The 15153-nt window shown below is 47.9% G+C and carries 20 protein-coding genes and 1 tRNA gene; 16 read left to right on the top strand and 5 right to left on the bottom strand.

Annotation, left to right across the window (positions count from 1 at the left end; genetic code table 11):
* The first annotated feature begins 31 nt into the window (after window positions 1-31).
* From ybgC to tolR, 3 genes are read left to right on the top strand one after another with little or no spacing between them, the layout of a single operon-like run.
* On the top strand, window positions 32-439 hold the full coding sequence (ybgC, locus tag H8D24_04495) for a tol-pal system-associated acyl-CoA thioesterase (GenBank protein ID MBC8519651.1): 408 nt from the start codon (window positions 32-34) through the stop codon (window positions 437-439).
* Window positions 436-1131: a protein TolQ gene (gene tolQ, locus H8D24_04490; protein MBC8519650.1), complete on the top strand. Its 696-nt coding sequence runs from the start codon at window positions 436-438 to the stop codon at window positions 1129-1131. Before ybgC ends, tolQ begins: the two co-directional genes overlap by 4 nt.
* Window positions 1128-1547, top strand: a complete 420-nt coding sequence (gene tolR, locus H8D24_04485; protein ID MBC8519649.1) for a protein TolR — start codon at window positions 1128-1130, stop codon at window positions 1545-1547. Before tolQ ends, tolR begins: the two co-directional genes overlap by 4 nt.
* 43 nt (window positions 1548-1590) lie before the next feature.
* Here the strand turns inward: tolR and H8D24_04480 are convergent, their stop codons facing one another.
* Complete coding sequence (locus H8D24_04480; protein MBC8519648.1) at window positions 1591-1839, bottom strand: helix-hairpin-helix domain-containing protein; 249 nt, start codon at window positions 1837-1839, stop codon at window positions 1591-1593.
* Window positions 1840-2264: 425 nt separating this feature from the next.
* On the opposite strand from H8D24_04480, the gene tolA reads away from it, so the two are divergent.
* The 7 genes from tolA to H8D24_04445 all read left to right on the top strand — a co-directional run bounded on the left by tolA (window position 2265) and on the right by H8D24_04445 (window position 7016).
* A complete protein-coding gene (tolA, locus tag H8D24_04475; GenBank protein ID MBC8519647.1) occupies window positions 2265-3113 on the top strand; it encodes a cell envelope integrity protein TolA in 849 nt (282 codons plus the stop codon).
* Window positions 3114-3132: 19 nt separating this feature from the next.
* Window positions 3133-4365 carry a Tol-Pal system beta propeller repeat protein TolB gene (tolB, locus tag H8D24_04470; GenBank protein ID MBC8519646.1) on the top strand — a complete coding sequence of 411 codons (1233 nt, stop codon included), beginning with the start codon at window positions 3133-3135 and terminating at the stop codon, window positions 4363-4365.
* A gap of 10 nt (window positions 4366-4375) precedes the next feature.
* On the top strand, window positions 4376-4945 hold the full coding sequence (pal, locus tag H8D24_04465) for a peptidoglycan-associated lipoprotein Pal (protein ID MBC8519645.1): 570 nt from the start codon (window positions 4376-4378) through the stop codon (window positions 4943-4945).
* Window positions 4946-4950: 5 nt separating this feature from the next.
* On the top strand, window positions 4951-5553 hold the full coding sequence (locus tag H8D24_04460; GenBank protein ID MBC8519644.1) for a tetratricopeptide repeat protein: 603 nt from the start codon (window positions 4951-4953) through the stop codon (window positions 5551-5553).
* On the top strand, window positions 5550-6203 hold the full coding sequence (gene queE, locus H8D24_04455; protein MBC8519643.1) for a 7-carboxy-7-deazaguanine synthase QueE: 654 nt from the start codon (window positions 5550-5552) through the stop codon (window positions 6201-6203). Before H8D24_04460 ends, queE begins: the two co-directional genes overlap by 4 nt.
* Complete coding sequence (gene queC, locus H8D24_04450) at window positions 6200-6886, top strand: 7-cyano-7-deazaguanine synthase QueC (GenBank protein ID MBC8519642.1); 687 nt, start codon at window positions 6200-6202, stop codon at window positions 6884-6886. Before queE ends, queC begins: the two co-directional genes overlap by 4 nt.
* Window positions 6887-6940: 54 nt before the next feature.
* Window positions 6941-7016 (top strand) — tRNA-Lys (locus H8D24_04445).
* A 66-nt stretch (window positions 7017-7082) separates the two neighbouring features.
* Here H8D24_04445 and H8D24_04440 read toward each other — a convergent pair.
* Entirely contained in the window at window positions 7083-8549 is a 1467-nt protein-coding gene (locus tag H8D24_04440; GenBank protein ID MBC8519641.1) for a M48 family metallopeptidase, read from the bottom strand.
* Window positions 8550-8671: 122 nt separating this feature from the next.
* Here H8D24_04440 and H8D24_04435 point away from each other — a divergent pair, with 122 nt between their 5' ends.
* From H8D24_04435 to folA, 6 genes are all read left to right on the top strand, one after another.
* On the top strand, window positions 8672-8902 hold the full coding sequence (locus H8D24_04435; GenBank protein MBC8519640.1) for a sulfurtransferase TusA family protein: 231 nt from the start codon (window positions 8672-8674) through the stop codon (window positions 8900-8902).
* Between the two features lie 76 nt (window positions 8903-8978).
* Window positions 8979-9503, top strand: coding sequence for a DsrE/DsrF/DrsH-like family protein (locus tag H8D24_04430; protein ID MBC8519639.1), 525 nt, complete (start codon window positions 8979-8981; stop codon window positions 9501-9503).
* Window positions 9504-9608: 105 nt separating this feature from the next.
* On the top strand, window positions 9609-10808 hold the full coding sequence (locus tag H8D24_04425; protein ID MBC8519638.1) for a class I SAM-dependent rRNA methyltransferase: 1200 nt from the start codon (window positions 9609-9611) through the stop codon (window positions 10806-10808).
* Window positions 10809-10812: 4 nt separating this feature from the next.
* Entirely contained in the window at window positions 10813-11592 is a 780-nt protein-coding gene (locus H8D24_04420) for a prolipoprotein diacylglyceryl transferase (protein MBC8519637.1), read from the top strand.
* Between the two features lie 190 nt (window positions 11593-11782).
* Complete coding sequence (locus H8D24_04415; protein ID MBC8519636.1) at window positions 11783-12577, top strand: thymidylate synthase; 795 nt, start codon at window positions 11783-11785, stop codon at window positions 12575-12577.
* A gap of 56 nt (window positions 12578-12633) precedes the next feature.
* Window positions 12634-13194, top strand: coding sequence for a type 3 dihydrofolate reductase (gene folA / locus H8D24_04410; protein ID MBC8519635.1), 561 nt, complete (start codon window positions 12634-12636; stop codon window positions 13192-13194).
* Here the strand turns inward: folA and H8D24_04405 are convergent.
* The 3 genes from H8D24_04405 to rsmA all read right to left on the bottom strand — a co-directional run.
* Window positions 13163-13996, bottom strand: coding sequence for a symmetrical bis(5'-nucleosyl)-tetraphosphatase (locus H8D24_04405; protein MBC8519634.1), 834 nt, complete (start codon window positions 13994-13996; stop codon window positions 13163-13165). The two genes, folA and H8D24_04405, sit on opposite strands and share 32 nt — an antisense overlap.
* Before the next feature lie 3 nt (window positions 13997-13999).
* Window positions 14000-14434, bottom strand: a complete 435-nt coding sequence (locus tag H8D24_04400) for a universal stress protein (protein MBC8519633.1) — start codon at window positions 14432-14434, stop codon at window positions 14000-14002.
* 11 nt (window positions 14435-14445) lie between these two features.
* The coding region (rsmA, locus tag H8D24_04395; GenBank protein MBC8519632.1) for a 16S rRNA (adenine(1518)-N(6)/adenine(1519)-N(6))-dimethyltransferase RsmA at window positions 14446-15153 on the bottom strand (708 nt) is incomplete at its 5' end.

Here is a 15153-nt window from a genome sequence, read left to right as displayed (position 1 = left end):
CACTTGCGAGACGACTAATCCCAAGATGAATATGAGACCTTTCCGTTTTCCAGTGCGAATTTACTATGAGGATACCGATTCCGGTGGCGTGGTCTACTATGCCAACTATCTGAAATATATGGAGCGTGCCAGAACAGAGTGGTTGCGATTCTTAGGGTTTGAGCAAGACCAAATGATAGAGGATGAAGGGGTGATTTTTGCGGTCCGTTCGGTCACAGTTGATTACAATTCACCAGCACGTTTCAATGATGAGCTTGAGGTTGTAACCTCGTCTCAAAAAGTTGGTAAAGCGAGTATATCCCTTAGGCAGGATATCTATCGTAGCGGTGAGAAGAGACCTTTGTGTAGTGGAGCTGTTAAAATTGCCAGTCTGAACAGTGAGACATTCAAGCCTGTACCACTGCCTGAGAAACTTTATAAAAAGATACAGAAATCATGAACCATGAACTCTCAATTACAGCGCTAATTCTGGATGCTAGCCCGGTAGTACAGTTAATTCTGCTTTTACTGGTGGCTGCATCTATCTGGTCATGGAATATCATATTTCGCAAACTGCATGACTTCAGGGGGGCCATTGAGGCGGCTGACCGTTTTGAGGATCTGTTCTGGAGCGGCAAAAGTCTGAGTGATCTGTTTCGTCAGTTTGAGGGGAAAAAACCAAATGGTATGGCCGGTATTTTTGTCTCCGGTTTCCGTGAATTTATCAGGCTGCGCAAACGTTCAGGGATGAGATCCTCTGATGTGGTTGATGGTTCCGGGCGTGCCATGCGAGTGGCACTTAATCGTGATCTCGATCAACTGGAGGAGAGCCTGTCGTTTCTGGCTACGGTTGGATCTACCAGCCCATATGTTGGTCTGTTTGGAACGGTTTGGGGGATCATGAACGCATTCAGTGCTATCGGCGCCACCAGTAATGCAACTCTCGCCATGGTTGCTCCGGGCATCTCTGAGGCGCTGGTGGCAACAGCCATCGGGCTGTTTGCTGCGATCCCGGGAGTAATCTTTTATAACCGTTTCTCCACCGAGATTGAGCGACTACATAATCGTTATGATATTTTTCTGGAGGAGTTCTCCAGTATTCTCAGGCATCAGTCGCATAGTGATGAAGCTGATGATGAAGAGCTGGAATGAGTCGTCAGCGTGCTCGTAAACGGCCCATGGCCTCAATAAATGTAGTCCCATACATTGATGTAATGCTGGTTTTGCTGATTATCTTTATGGTAACTGCACCTCTACTTACCCAAGGGGTGAAGGTTGAGTTGCCAAAGGTGGATGCAGAGCTGGTGGAGAATAGCAAGCAGGAGCCGGTGGTTGTTACTGTACGTGAGGATGGATCATTCTATATGAATATTGGGGATCATCCCGAGGAGCCGGTTGAGCAGCATATTTTACAGAAACGGGTATCGGTACTGATGAATCGGAAGCCGGGTACAGAGGTGCTGGTGCGTGGTGATCACAAGGTGGATTACGGTACTGTAGTCTCGATAATGGCGTTGTTGCAACAGTCCGGTGTTCCCAGTGTGGGGCTAGTGACCGATCAGCCATAAGTCAGGCCGGCATAATACATAATATACTGGCCTGATCACGACTCTACTCCACGGTGATTATGTCACGGTTCGCCTCAAAGGCCTTTTTGCCGATCCCGGTGATGTTCATAATCTCACTGATGGTTGCAAATGGGGAGAGTTCACGATGATCGATTATCATCTGCGCTCTCTTCTTGCCTATATGCTCCAGTTTGATCAATGTTTTTAACCCTGCTTCGTTTATATTGATCTTGTCTTGAGCAAAAACAGTCAATGAAAACATAAACATAACTAAACCTATAAAATATTTCATACCATCCTCCATTAAAAAATAACGATTTAAAATGCAACTTTACTCTTGTTAAATAGTTCTGTACCGTAGATGCAAAACACCTCTCTTGTAGTGACTATTTCCATTCAGTCTACACGGCAACACTCAAAAGTCAATGATTTGTTCTATACATGTTCTCTATTACACCTAAATCCTGCAAGTGATAGTGTTTGATATGTGCAAGACATCGGTTCGTAGAGCGAATTTCGACCGCGTGATGTACTTATTGCTACACCCAAGGGAGAAAATATCGTTATACGGATCAAGAGCTTGCGCAGAGCAGGTGCGAGTACTTGCAGGATTTAGGTTACACATAAAGAGATATTAGGTTTTTTTGTCATGAATTCTATAACCATTCGTAATTGGCGGTATTCATGCCTCTTGATTGATGTGATAGAGAGCTGACCGTGGATCTCCCCCCTTTAAGATCATCTCTGATTCTTCATCTTGTGCTGGTGTCGGCTGTGTTGCTGGTTGACGTAGAGCTGTTTGATAGTGATAAACCCTTGTCCCATGCCCCGGTGATTCGTGCCTATGCAGTTGATGGTGAGGTGCTCAAGAGGATAGAAGAGAAAAAAATTACGGACAAGCGTGCGGCAGAGCAAAAGATCAAGAACAGAGAGCGTAAGAGAAAAGAGAAGTTAAAAAGAGAAAAAGAGAACAAACTGAAGCAGCAGAGGCTGAAAAAGAAGAGAGAGAAAGAAAAGAAGGCTGCAGCGAAAAAGGCGAAAGAGAAGAGAAAGAGAGAGCTGGAGCGTAAGAAAAAAGCCAAAGAGAAAAAAGCCAAAGAGAAAAAAGCCAAAGAGAAAAAGGCGAGAGCAAAGAGGCTTAAGCAGCAGCAGCTGAAAAAGAGGAGAGAGCTGGAAAAAAAGGAAAAAGAGAGGCGTAGAGAGAAGAGGTTACGAGAGGAGATGATGCTTGAGGCTGAACTGGAGAGTGAACAGATTATTAATTCCAGAAGAGAGTCTGGAGCTGGCCCACAGAAGCTGGCACAATTGCGAGCAACCATTCGTCAGCAGATTGAGCGGGTCTGGAATAGGCCAAAAAGTGCGCCAAAAGATAGTTCATGCCGAGTAAAGGTAACCCTTGTTCCTGGTGGTCATGTTGGTAAGGTCACAGTAGTTAGCAGAAGTGGTAATGAGGCATTTGATTTGTCGGTTGTACAGGCAGTTAACCGGGCAGCTCCTTTTCCTGTACCGGGGTCTGCAGCACTGAGAAGAGAGTTAAGAGAGTTGGAGATGACATTTGAAAATTAGGCTTATCCTGTTATTGAGTATGGTTGCTACGGCTACTCAAGCCCTGGAGATAACAATTACCAGAGGTAACGAGACAGCCCTCCCTATTGCTATCGCCCCATTTCCTGGATCGGCAATTGTGGCTAATGATTTTCGTCTTAGTGGTGAGTTTGCGCCACTGCCAGAAGAGCAGATGATCTCAAAACCAACTCATATTGATAATGTCAATTTTACTGACTGGCGCATGTTGGAGGTTCCAACCCTGCTGACGGGAAGGGTGATCAATATTGGTGGTAAACCAAAACTTGAGATTCAATTAATTAATGTATATCAACAAAAATTGTTAATGAAGCCTTACCGTTTCTCATTGGGAGATGGTGGTGACAAAAAGATTCGACAGACAGCCCATGCAGTAAGTGATCTGGTATACAAAAAGTTGACCGGGGTGCGTGGAGTTTTCAGTACCCATATTGCTTACATATCAGTAAAAAACAGGGGTGATGGAGATCGAATTTATACCCTTGAGCTTGCTGATGCAGATGGGGAGAATGCGCAGGTGATGTTGACCTCATCTGCTCCTCTGCTCTCCCCAAGTTGGTCGCCAGACGGCAGGAAACTTGCCTATGTCTCTTTTGAAAACAGGAGATCAGAAGTTTGGATTCAGGGGGTATACACTGGAGAACGTACAAAAATAGCCAGTTTTGAGGGCAAGAATAGTGCTCCTGCATGGTCGCCAGATGGAGGCAAACTGGCTCTCTCCCTCTCTCGTGATGGTAATTCAGAGATATACACTCTTGATATTGGTAGTTCGACGCTTAAACGGATAACAAAAAATCGGGCTGTGGATACAGAGCCAGTCTGGTCAGCAAGTGGGGACAGGATAGTTTTTCTATCTGATCGGAGTGGGCGACCACAAATTTATCAGATAGGTAAAGAAGGTGGTCGAGCTCAACGTCTTACTTACAAAGGCCATTACAATACTAGCCCTGATTTATCAGCAGATGGTAGGTATCTTGTGATGCTTGGTGGTGATTCCGGAAATTACAGAATTGCTGTGCAGGATCTGAATAGTGGAGTTGTCAGAATTTTATCTGATAACAGGCAGGATGAATCGCCCAGTTTTGCCCCAAATGACCGCCTGATCGTGTATGCTACTCAAAATGATGGGGAGGGTGTTTTGGAGGTGACATCTGTTGATGGTGGAGGTGTTCAGCAGCTTAGCCTGGAAGGAAAAGATGTACGGGAACCATCCTGGTCCCCGTTTTTGAGATAGGGGTAGATGGATGAAGCGTGTAGGTATTATTCTGTTAATTGGGCTGTTTTTAAATGGGTGTAGTAGTCTTAACAATCCATTGGATGGAGAGGTTGTTGGCGCTATAGAAGTTATTGAGGTTGGTCAGAATGATCCGGTTACTGCAGGTAGTGCAGCGACTCAACGCCTAACTGTCGAGGGTGAGGCGGTTGATTATCAGGGTGATATAGCCCCTGTTGAAGGTGGGGTAATGGTAGGTCTGGAGCCTCCAGCACAGAGACTATTTTTCTTTGATTACGACAGTAGTAGCGTCAGTGGTGAAGATCTAACCGTAGTCAAGGCACATGCATCTTACCTCGTCAGTAACCCCGTCATGCTGGTCAGATTGGAGGGTCATGCGGATGAGCGCGGTTCCCGTGAATATAATCTGGCTCTGGGAGAGAGTAGAGCGCAGACCATGAGTGATCTGTTGATAGCCGAAGGTGTTAAAAGTGGTCAGATTGAGATCATCAGCTACGGCGAAGAGACCCCGCTGGAACAGGGGTCTGAAGAGGGGTTCTGGGCGCAGAACAGACGTGTTGAACTGATATATCCTCAGTAAGAGAGATGAATCGTCATCTCCTGATTCTGGTAGCAGGATTAGCATCTTTTGCGGTATCTGCAGCGGGTTCAGTTGAGCAACGGATTGACAGACTGGAACGTCAGATGAGTCGCCTGACTGTACTAACCATGGAGATGCGGGATCTAAGAAAAGATCTGCAGGAGAACTATGGTGCGGTTGAGGAGATGGTGCACCAGATGGAACTGCTGAAGAGACAGCAGAGCAACAGTTATATCGATCTCGATCAGCGCATAAAAAAGATTGAAGATGGCAAGAGCAGAGTTGTTGAGGCCAACCCATCTATAACAGGGTCATCTGACAGCAAAGAGATTGATGCATACAACAGTGCTTTTGCCCTGGTTAGATCAATCCAGTACCAAAAGGCATTGAGTGCCTTCAACCGACTGATCAAGAAATTTCCCAAGGGGGAATACACAGGTGATTCCTGGTACTGGATTGGCCGTCTCCACACCATCAATGGCAACAAGAGTGAGGCCAGCAAGGCGTATGCTCAGGCCAAATCAATTCTGCAGAGTATTGTAAAAAAATCCCCTGGTTCAGCCCAGGCCAAACGTGCTGCGGATAAGCTGAAAAAAATCAACAGATGAGCGGTAGTGCTGTAGACCTCAGAGTGACGGAAATCTTTCTCTCACTTCAGGGAGAGGGCCGTACTATTGGCTGGCCGACCACATTTGTTCGTCTGACCGGATGTCCACTGCGCTGTAGTTATTGTGATACCGAATATGCTTTTCATGGTGGGGAGCGTATGACTGTTCCTGCCATTATGGGCCAGATAAGAGGCAACAATGTAGATCACGTCACAGTTACTGGGGGTGAGCCACTGGCGCAAAAGGGGGTGTATCCGCTTCTGGAACAGCTCTGTGATGCTGGATACAAGGTCTCTCTGGAGACAGGCGGCATGCTGGATATCTCTGAGGTAGACCATCGGGTTAACAGGGTGGTAGATCTCAAAACCCCAGGTTCCGGCGAGGAAGAGAAAAACCTCTGGAGTAATCTTGATCAGCTTACCCATCATGATCAGCTGAAAATAGTTATGGTTGATCGTGCTGACTACGACTGGTTTTTGCCGATTCTGCGTGAGCATAAACTGGAGCAGCAATGTGAGGTGATTTTTTCACCAGCAGCCGGAAAACTTGCCCCCTCCGAGTTGGCATCATGGATACTGGATGATAGCCTACATGTACGTTTCCAGATCCAACTGCATAAAGTTCTTTGGGGTGATGAGCCAGGTCGATGATTAAGAGAGATGAGAAGAGAGCTGTTGTGCTTGTCTCTGGTGGCCTTGACTCTGCTACAGTGTTGGCGCTTGCAAAATCTCAGGGATACAGTTGCTATGCCATAAGTTTTGATTACGGGCAGAGACACCATTCAGAGCTGGATGCTGCAAGAGTGGTGGCAGAGAGTGGCGGTGCAGTGGAGCACAAAGTCATCAATATTGGATTGGGAGAGGTTGGCGGCTCTGCTCTGACTGATGATTCCATTGCTATTCCAACAAGTCAGAAGAGCGGTATCCCTGTTACCTATGTTCCAGCACGAAACCTCCTTTTTCTCTCTTTTGCGCTCGGCTGGGCAGAGGTGTTGGAGGCCAGAGATATCTTTATTGGAGTCAATGCTGTGGATTACTCCGGATACCCTGATTGCCGTCCAGCCTTTATTGAGTCATTTCAGCAGACAGCCAACCTCGCAACCAAAGCAGGTGATGATGGATATCCGGTAACTGTTCATGCCCCACTGATAGAGTTGACCAAGGCTAAAATAATCAGAGTTGGAATTGAGTTAGGTGTAGATTATTCGAAGACGGTATCCTGTTATCAGGCAGATGAGCGGGGCATGGCTTGTGGAGAGTGTGACTCCTGCAGGTTGCGTCGTGCGGGTTTTATGGAGGCAGGGATAGATGATCCAACCAGATATGGAGAGTGATATTTCAGATGATTTTTTTTCCTGAAATGTGTATGATGCGCCCCTTCAAACTGAGGGTCGTTAGCTCAGTTGGTAGAGCACCGGCCTTTTAAGCCGATGGTCGAGCGTTCGAATCGCTCACGACCCACCATATAAAACAAGGAGTTATCGAGAGATCGATAACTCTTTTTCTTTGCGAATCCATAACGATAACTTTTTATTGTTGCCCCTTTTCTCTATCCTCTTTCTCTTCATAAATAAGGCGATGTGCATCAATTGCGGAGAAGAGGATGAAGTTCCCCCTCCCTTTTCGGGCGGCACGCTCTGCGTAATCCAATTGACTTAGTGCGTTTTTTGTCTCCCCCAGAAAGAAGTGGTATTGAGCCTGTGCAATATGTGACTTTACCGGTTGATCTGCCGATCCGTATGCTATGGCAAGTTTTTGATAGAGCTGTGGAATAGTGCTAGTGATGCTAATGCGCTGTTCCAGGACTCTGATTGCCTGATTGTACTCTCCAGAAGATATCAGCAAGTCAGTGAATAGATAGGTTAAAGGCAGGTGTGACGGATAGAGTTGATGCGTAGTTTTTACTGTTTTCAGTGCGTCACTTATGTTGCCACTCTCTATATAAGCTTGGGCGATGGCAGTTATAAGGATTGGGTGATCAGGGTTCTGTTCAAGCAGGGGGAGTAGCTGCTTAATCGCCTTGGCAGATTGTCCGGCTTTAAGTAGTGCCATGCCATATCCGAACTGCTGATATTGAGTTGTATGTGGGTCGGTTGTCTGCTGTAGCCCGGTTTTATAGTGGCGAATGGCATGCTGTGGGTTATTGAAGTCATTAACCAGCAAAATCTGGCGAATAAGATTGAACTCAAGAGAATCAATTTTTTTCTGTTGTGAAAATTGTGCAGCACGACTCTCTGCATCAGCAATTCTTGAGAGTGTCAAAGGGTGGGTCTGTAGATATTCAGGCAGGCTCTCTCCGCTATAACGGTTGGCCTGTTGCAGTCTTTCAAAGAATGATGGCATGTTGGATGGAGAGTACCCGGCACTGTGTAAAATCTGCATCCCAACTCGGTCTGCTTCTTGTTCATTACTGCGGGTAAAATTAATCTGCCTCTGGATTGAGAGGCCAGTTGCGGTGGCAGCAACAGCCTCTCCTGCCTGGGGATCTGCAGATGCAGCTATAACTGTTGCAAGAACTGTAGCTACGGTTGGCAGAGACATGTCCTGTTGGCTCTCAAGTCTCCGCATCAGATGGCGCTGGGTAACGTGAGCAATCTCATGGGCCAATACTGCTGCCAGTTCACCCTCGTTCTCTGCCTTTTTAATAAGCCCTGTATGTATGCCTATTTTTCCATCAGGGCCGGCAAACGCATTAATAGTTGGATTATCGATAACAAAAAACTCAAATTTCTTTGATGGGTTCTCTGATTGTGCTGCAAGCTGTTCTCCAAGTGTCTGGGTGTAGTGTTGAATGAGAGGTTCGCTGGAGAAGGTGATCTGTTCACGTAGAGAGCGCATGAAGGATTCCCCCAGAAGATGCTCCTCTTCCGGGGAGAGAATTGATGCCGAGTAGTCTCCTCCAAGCGATGGTAGCCTGATCTCCCCCGCACTCAGGGGGTGAGTTAATGTGATGTAGATCAACAGGCAGGAGCGAAGAGTTGTCCTTATCCTTGCCATTCTTCCATCAATGTAATATAAGTATCGTCTCATATTTTTTAGTTATGGTTATGTATCTCAACGCTGTTTTGGTGCATAATCGGTTTTTTTATTTTAGCTTAACAGACGAATGGAGAGAAAGAATGGCTGATTTCGATCAAGAACTGGACGCATCAGGACTGAACTGCCCACTACCAATTTTGCGCACCAAGAAGACTATCAACACAATGGATGCTGGACAGGTTCTGCGTGTCGTTGCAACTGATCCGGGTTCAGTAAAAGATATCGAGGCATTCTGTAATCAGACAGGTAACGAGCTTATGTCGTCTGGTGAAGAGGGTGGCAAGTTTGTGTTTATGATCAAGAAGTCTTGATCTGGTTTTGTAAGTGAAAAAGCGGCTGGAGAGTTCTCTGGCTGCTGTTGTATATAGATAGCGAGAGGAATGAACAATGGCTGGAACTGAAAAAGTTGCAATGATCTGTACCAAGGGGACCCTGGATTGGGCCTACCCACCGTTTATTTTGGGTAGCACAGCGGTTGCACTGGGCAAAGAGGTCTCCATGTTTTTCACCTTCTACGGCCTTAACCTGCTGTTGAAAGATACCAGCAAGCTGCGGGTCTCTCCTGCAGGCAATCCCTCAATGCCGATGAAGATGCCCTTTGGACCAGATTGGCTGCGTAAAATTGATTGGGCACCAAAGCTACCTAATGTTTTTATGAATAATATGCCTGGTTTTGAGTGGGCTGCATCGAAGATGATGCTCCAGAGCACCAAGAACCATGGGGTTGCCTCCATTGAGGAGTTGCGCGAAATCTGTCAGGAGTTTGAGGTTAAATTCCTCGCCTGCCAGATGACAGTTGAGCTGTTTGGCTATGAACACAGTGACTTCATCGATGGTGTCGAGTTTGTAGGTGCATCTACCTTCTTCGACGAGGCTGGTGATGCATCAAATACAATGACGCTTTATTTATAAAGTAATCTCTGCTTACATCCAACCCTCGTCATTCCCGCGCAAGCTGGAATCCAGATAGAATGGCGTCCAGTAGGGCGCCTTTTTTAATGCAGTTATCAAATCAATATGAATAAGCTACCTCCGCTAAAGTTAAAAAAGGGTGAAGAGCGCCGTCTGCGCGGTGGGCATGTCTGGGTCTACAGTAATGAGATTGACGTTAAAGCTACCCCTCTAAGTGGTTTTGAGGCTGGTGATCAGGTAGAGATTCAGGCCTCCAATGGGAAGGTATTGGGTAATGGTTACATAAACCCAAACACCCTGATTAGTGCCAGACTGATCAGTAGAAATCCATCATACAGGCTGGATCAGTCGCTGATTACCCATCGCCTTAAAATTGCCCTATCCATCAGGGAGAGGCTATTCTCCGATTCATGCTACCGTCTGGTGCATGGTGATTCGGATGGGCTGCCAGGCCTTGTTGTTGACCGTTTTGGTGATCTGCTCTCGGTGCAGATCACCACAGCAGGAATGGAGCTAGTCAAGACCCAATTGATAGCAGCACTGGAGAAGGTTGTTGCTCCTACCGTTATTCTACTGAAGAATGACACCTCGGCTCGTGATGTTGAGGGGTTGGAGCGTGGTGTCGAGTGCGTGGTTGGGGATGCTCCGGAGTTGGTGATGCTGAAGGAGAATGGGGTACAGTTTGAGGCACCACTGATCTCTGGACAGAAAACAGGCTGGTACTATGACCACCGCATGAATCGTCAACGGATGAAATCTTATGTGAAAGGCCAGCGGGTGCTCGATCTCTTCAGCTATATCGGTGGATGGGGAGTGCAGGCCGCAGTTGCTGGAGCCAGTGAGGTTATCTGTGTAGATAGTTCAGAGAGCTCTCTTGAGCATGTCCATGGTAATGCTGCTCTTAACGATGTTACTGATAAAATGGCAACACTGCATGGTGATGTGTTTGCTGCGCTTAAAGAGTTGCGTGCCGCCAGAGAGCAGTTTGATCTGGTGGTTGTTGATCCGCCGGCTTTTATTAAACGCAGAAAGGATCAGAAAAATGGTCTTCAGGCGTACCGTCGAGTTAACGAGTTGGCAATGCGCCTGCTGAGTCGTGATGGAATTCTGGTCAGTGCCTCATGCTCGCACCATCTGCAACGCTCACAGCTGAAAAGTATATTGTTGCAGTCCAGTCGCCATATTGATCGAAACCTCACAATTCTGGAAGAGGGACACCAGGGGCCGGACCACCCTGTCCATCCGGCCATTCCAGAGACTGAGTACATCAAGTGTTTTACCGGCAGGGTGCTCCCAGCAGGGTAGAGTGATGATTGCACCTGAGATACAGCCATACTTCGATCTTGGCCCATTAAGAGTCCACTGGTACGGAGTTATGTACATGGTGGGTTTTCTTGCGGCCTGGGGGCTAGGGACCTATAGAGCGCAACAGCCGGGTTCCTTATGGACCAGGAAGCAGGTGGATGATCTAATTTTCTATGCAGCACTTGGGGTGATTCTCGGGGGGAGATTTGGCTATATTCTTTTCTATGATCTGGCCTCATATACACGAGATCCTCTGAATATATTAAAGATTTGGCAGGGCGGAATGTCGTTTCATGGTGGTCTGATCGGGGTGTTGATTGCGGTCTGGTTGTATGGCCGCAAGATTGGGCAAACATTTTTTCAGGTCACCGATTTTGTGGCCCCACTGGTACCAATTGGGCTGGGGGCGGGGCGTATTGGCAACTTTATCAATGGCGAGCTCTGGGGGCGAGAGACCGACCTGCCGTGGGGGATGATCTTCCCCTACACCGATCAACTGCTACTGGTGCGTCACCCATCACAACTATATGAGGCCCTTCTGGAAGGGGTGTTGCTGTTTGCCATTTTATGGGGTTATTCACGAAGATCGCGACCATTGATGTCTGTTTCGGCGATGTTCCTCATTTTTTACGGAAGTTTCAGAATTCTGGTGGAGTTCGCCAGAGAGCCTGATGCACATCTGGGTTATCTTGCATTTGATTGGTTGACGATGGGGCAGCTGTTATCCCTGCCGATGGTTGTCTTGGGGGTAGTGCTACTAAAACGCAGCTACAGTAACTCCTAAATAGTGCCCGTCCAGAAATGGCTATTTTGCCCAATCTCTGCGTTGCGGCAAAATGAAAAATGCTCACATATGCTCATATATGCTGCGCTTTTTAATTTTGCCGCGTCTTGACCTTGAACAAAATGTCTCATTTATGGACGGACACTAAATATGGTAAATTACCTTTTCAAATTATTTTAGTGGGGGTGAGATGAAGCAGTATCTGGATCTAATGCGCCATGTTCGAGACCATGGCGCTATCAAGGAGGATCGTACCGGAACCGGTACCAAGAGCGTGTTTGGCTACCAGATGCGTTTTGATCTGTCAGAGGGGTTTCCTCTGGTAACTACCAAGAAACTACACCTGAAATCAATAATCCATGAGCTCCTCTGGTTTCTGACAGGTGAGACCAACATTCACTACCTGCAGGAGAATGGGGTGCGGATCTGGAATGAGTGGGCCGATGAGGATGGAAATCTGGGGCCAGTCTACGGCTCCCAGTGGCGCTCCTGGCCAGCCGCCAGTGGGGAGCATATTGACCAGATTAGCCAGGTTGTGGAGCAGATCAAGAACAGTCCGGACTCTCGCAGAATTATCGTCTCTGCCTGGAATGTTGGAGAGATTGAGAATATGGCCCTCCCACCCTGCCATGCCTTCTTCCAGTTCTATGTAGCTGATGGCAAACTCTCCTGCCAGCTCTACCAGCGTAGTGCAGATATCTTTCTTGGAGTGCCATTCAATATCGCCTCCTATGCCCTGCTCACCATGATGATGGCACAGGTGTGTAATCTGCAGCTGGGCGATTTTGTCCACACCCTGGGGGACGCACATCTATATTCCAACCATCTGGAGCAGACCGACCTGCAGCTGAGCAGAAATCCATATCACCTGCCAACCATGAAGATAAATCCTGATGTGAGCTCAATTTTTGACTTCAAGTTTGAGGACTTTGAATTGGTCGATTATGAGGCGCATCCTCATATCAAGGGGGCAGTCGCTATTTAAGTGGGGGTCAGGTCTGCGTTTTTAGTGTTATTGAACCATTTACTGAGTAATGAAATATGATCAACCACAATAACAGTAAAAACGCAGACCTGACCCCAAAGGTGCCTGTGGTTACGCTGATTGCTGCAATGGCCCACAACCGGGTCATCGGCATCAATAACACTCTGCCGTGGGATCTTCCTGCGGATATGAGACACTTTCGTGAGCAGACCATGGGCAAGCCAATCCTGATGGGGCGCAAGACCCATGACTCTATTGGCAGGCCTCTCCCGGGCAGACAGAATATTGTGGTGACCAGAGATGGCTCAGCAACCATTGATGGTTGTGATGTGGTCAACTCCATAGATGAGGCACTTGAGGTGGCTGGTGATGCCTCAGAGGTGATGGTGATGGGTGGTGAATCCTTCTATCGGCAGATGTTGCCCAGGGCTCACCGTCTGGTATTGACCATGATAGATCTGGAGATAGATGGGGATGCCTGGTTTCCAGAGTGGGATGAGTCGGAGTGGTGCAAGGTGGGGCGTGAAGATCACCCGGTAGACGAGAAGAATCGCTGGCCCTACAGTTTTGTCACCCTGGAGCGTATTACCACGGAGCAAGACTCTCCCCGCAGTTGATCTGGTGCCATCTGGGTGGGTTGCAATCAATCTGCAGGGCACTCATTTTTCCTCCCCACAGGCATCCTGTATCCAGGGCATAGACGCTCTCTTCACTGCGGATATCCAGGGTAGACCAGTGACCAAACAAGATGCATTCTGAGCGGCTCGCTCTCTCGGCTACCCGAAACCAGGGGATAAACCCCTCAGGCTGTGACCCTGGTTTGCCCTTGCTCTTTAGATTAAGAACGCCATCGTCTGAACAGAAACGGAGACGGCTAAAGCAGTTGGTGATAAAACGCAGACGCTCAATCCCCTCAAGATTATCGTCCCACTTGGCAGGTTCATTGCCATACATCTGGCTTAGGAAAGTCTGGTAATCACTGCTCTGTAGCATCGACTCCAGTTCATGGGCATGCTGTTGCGCCTCTTTCAGACTCCACTGCGGAGGGAGCCCTGCATGTATCAATGTATATCCAAGCTCTTCATCATGGTGAAGCATGGGGCGGTGCCTAAGCCAGTGTAGTAGCTCAGCCCTCTCAGCAGACTCAAGGATAGGGAGCAAGGTATCGAACCGGTTTGTATAGCGCTTATCACCCTCTGCCAGGGCCATCAGGTGGAGATCGTGGTTCCCCAAAACAGTGACTGCAGAATCCCCGAGTGAACGAACAAACTGCAGGGTCTCAAGTGATTTCGGTCCACGGTTAACCAGGTCACCGGTAAACCATAGTTGGTCTACCTCAGGATCAAACTCGATCTTCTCAAGCAGTTGCAGCAACTCATCAAGACATCCCTGAATGTCACCTATTGCGTAGACAGACATTACTTACTCTGGAACACGTACAGCCAGCACATCGCAAGGCGCATGGTGTAAAACGCCATTGGCAGTAGAGCCCATCAGTAATCCAAGGCCATGACGACCATGACTTCCTACAATAATAAGATCACACTCCTGTTCGGTAGCAACACGCACAATCTCGCTTTTTGGGGAACCGGTCTCAAGCCACTTTTTGGTACCAGGAATACCCATATCTTCAGCAACCTTGTGCAGTTTGTCTCTGGCTTGTTGCAGCAATTCATTCTCGATATTCAGATCGGGCAGATAGACATCAACATTGAACTCATGCTGGTAGTACTCCACCACATGAACAAGATCAACAGTTGCATCACACTCCTCGGCAAGCTCGGATGCCTTACCGATAACATGATTTGAGGCATCAGAAAAATCAACAGCGAGAAGTATCTTTTTGTAGTGGCTCATACTCTTTCTCCTCAATTTATGGCGGTTGTAGCATTTGCAAGTTTAGCAAACTCTTCCAGAGACAGGGTCTGGGCACGACGTACTGGATCAACCCCTGCAGACTCGAACTGCTCTGTAGTCACAAGTGATCTGAGGCTGTTTCTCAGGGTTTTTCTGCGCTGTGAGAATGCGGCTTTAACTACATCCTGAAAACGCCCCTCATCATCAATATTGACTGGCGGACTCTTCCACGGAGTGAGGCGGACAACCGATGAGTCAACCTTGGGAGGGGGGTTGAATGCCCCTGGTCCAATGGTAAGGATACGCTCTACTCTGCAGTAGCGTTGCACCATTACCGAGAGGCGGCCATAGGCGCTGCTACCTGGGGCAGCAGCCATCCTCTCTACCACCTCCTTCTGCAGCATAAAGTGCATATCCAGGATGATCCCAACATTTTTCAGTAGGTAGAAGATAAGAGGGGTAGAGATGTTGTAGGGGAGGTTGCCGATAATGCGTAGTGGTCGCCCCCCCTCATGGAGTGATGAGAAATCAAACTTGAGTACATCACTGCTATGAATGGTTAGCTCTCCTATTGGGCCACACTCACTCTCCAGCAGAGGAATAAGATCACGATCCAGCTCTACAGCATCCATCTCCCCGACCAGAGGCAGTAGTTGACAGGTGAGCGCCCCCCGGCCGGGGCCGATCTCCACCAGGTGCTCCCCCGGCTGGGGATTGAT

It is taken from the genome of Candidatus Thiopontia autotrophica (assembly GCA_014384675.1).
Classification (GTDB): Bacteria; Pseudomonadota; Gammaproteobacteria.
The sequence above is the reverse complement of the archived record's forward strand: the minus strand, read 5'-3'. Positions and strand labels throughout refer to the sequence as shown.

Coding starts and splice junctions, on each gene's coding strand:
- queC (MBC8519642.1), top strand. CDS start 6,200: ATGATTAAGAGAGATGAGAAGAGAGCTGTTGTGCTTGTCTCTGGTGGC.
- H8D24_04400 (MBC8519633.1), bottom strand. CDS start 14,434: ATGAGCCACTACAAAAAGATACTTCTCGCTGTTGATTTTTCTGATGCC.
- H8D24_04460 (MBC8519644.1), top strand. CDS start 4,951: ATGAATCGTCATCTCCTGATTCTGGTAGCAGGATTAGCATCTTTTGCG.
- H8D24_04430 (MBC8519639.1), top strand. CDS start 8,979: ATGGCTGGAACTGAAAAAGTTGCAATGATCTGTACCAAGGGGACCCTG.
- H8D24_04415 (MBC8519636.1), top strand. CDS start 11,783: ATGAAGCAGTATCTGGATCTAATGCGCCATGTTCGAGACCATGGCGCT.
- H8D24_04435 (MBC8519640.1), top strand. CDS start 8,672: ATGGCTGATTTCGATCAAGAACTGGACGCATCAGGACTGAACTGCCCA.
- tolQ (MBC8519650.1), top strand. CDS start 436: ATGAACCATGAACTCTCAATTACAGCGCTAATTCTGGATGCTAGCCCG.
- H8D24_04420 (MBC8519637.1), top strand. CDS start 10,813: ATGATTGCACCTGAGATACAGCCATACTTCGATCTTGGCCCATTAAGA.
- H8D24_04440 (MBC8519641.1), bottom strand. CDS start 8,549: ATGGCAAGGATAAGGACAACTCTTCGCTCCTGCCTGTTGATCTACATC.
- tolR (MBC8519649.1), top strand. CDS start 1,128: ATGAGTCGTCAGCGTGCTCGTAAACGGCCCATGGCCTCAATAAATGTA.
- H8D24_04425 (MBC8519638.1), top strand. CDS start 9,609: ATGAATAAGCTACCTCCGCTAAAGTTAAAAAAGGGTGAAGAGCGCCGT.
- ybgC (MBC8519651.1), top strand. CDS start 32: ATGAGACCTTTCCGTTTTCCAGTGCGAATTTACTATGAGGATACCGAT.
- folA (MBC8519635.1), top strand. CDS start 12,634: ATGATCAACCACAATAACAGTAAAAACGCAGACCTGACCCCAAAGGTG.
- pal (MBC8519645.1), top strand. CDS start 4,376: ATGAAGCGTGTAGGTATTATTCTGTTAATTGGGCTGTTTTTAAATGGG.
- H8D24_04480 (MBC8519648.1), bottom strand. CDS start 1,839: ATGAAATATTTTATAGGTTTAGTTATGTTTATGTTTTCATTGACTGTT.
- queE (MBC8519643.1), top strand. CDS start 5,550: ATGAGCGGTAGTGCTGTAGACCTCAGAGTGACGGAAATCTTTCTCTCA.
- H8D24_04405 (MBC8519634.1), bottom strand. CDS start 13,996: ATGTCTGTCTACGCAATAGGTGACATTCAGGGATGTCTTGATGAGTTG.
- tolB (MBC8519646.1), top strand. CDS start 3,133: ATGGTTGCTACGGCTACTCAAGCCCTGGAGATAACAATTACCAGAGGT.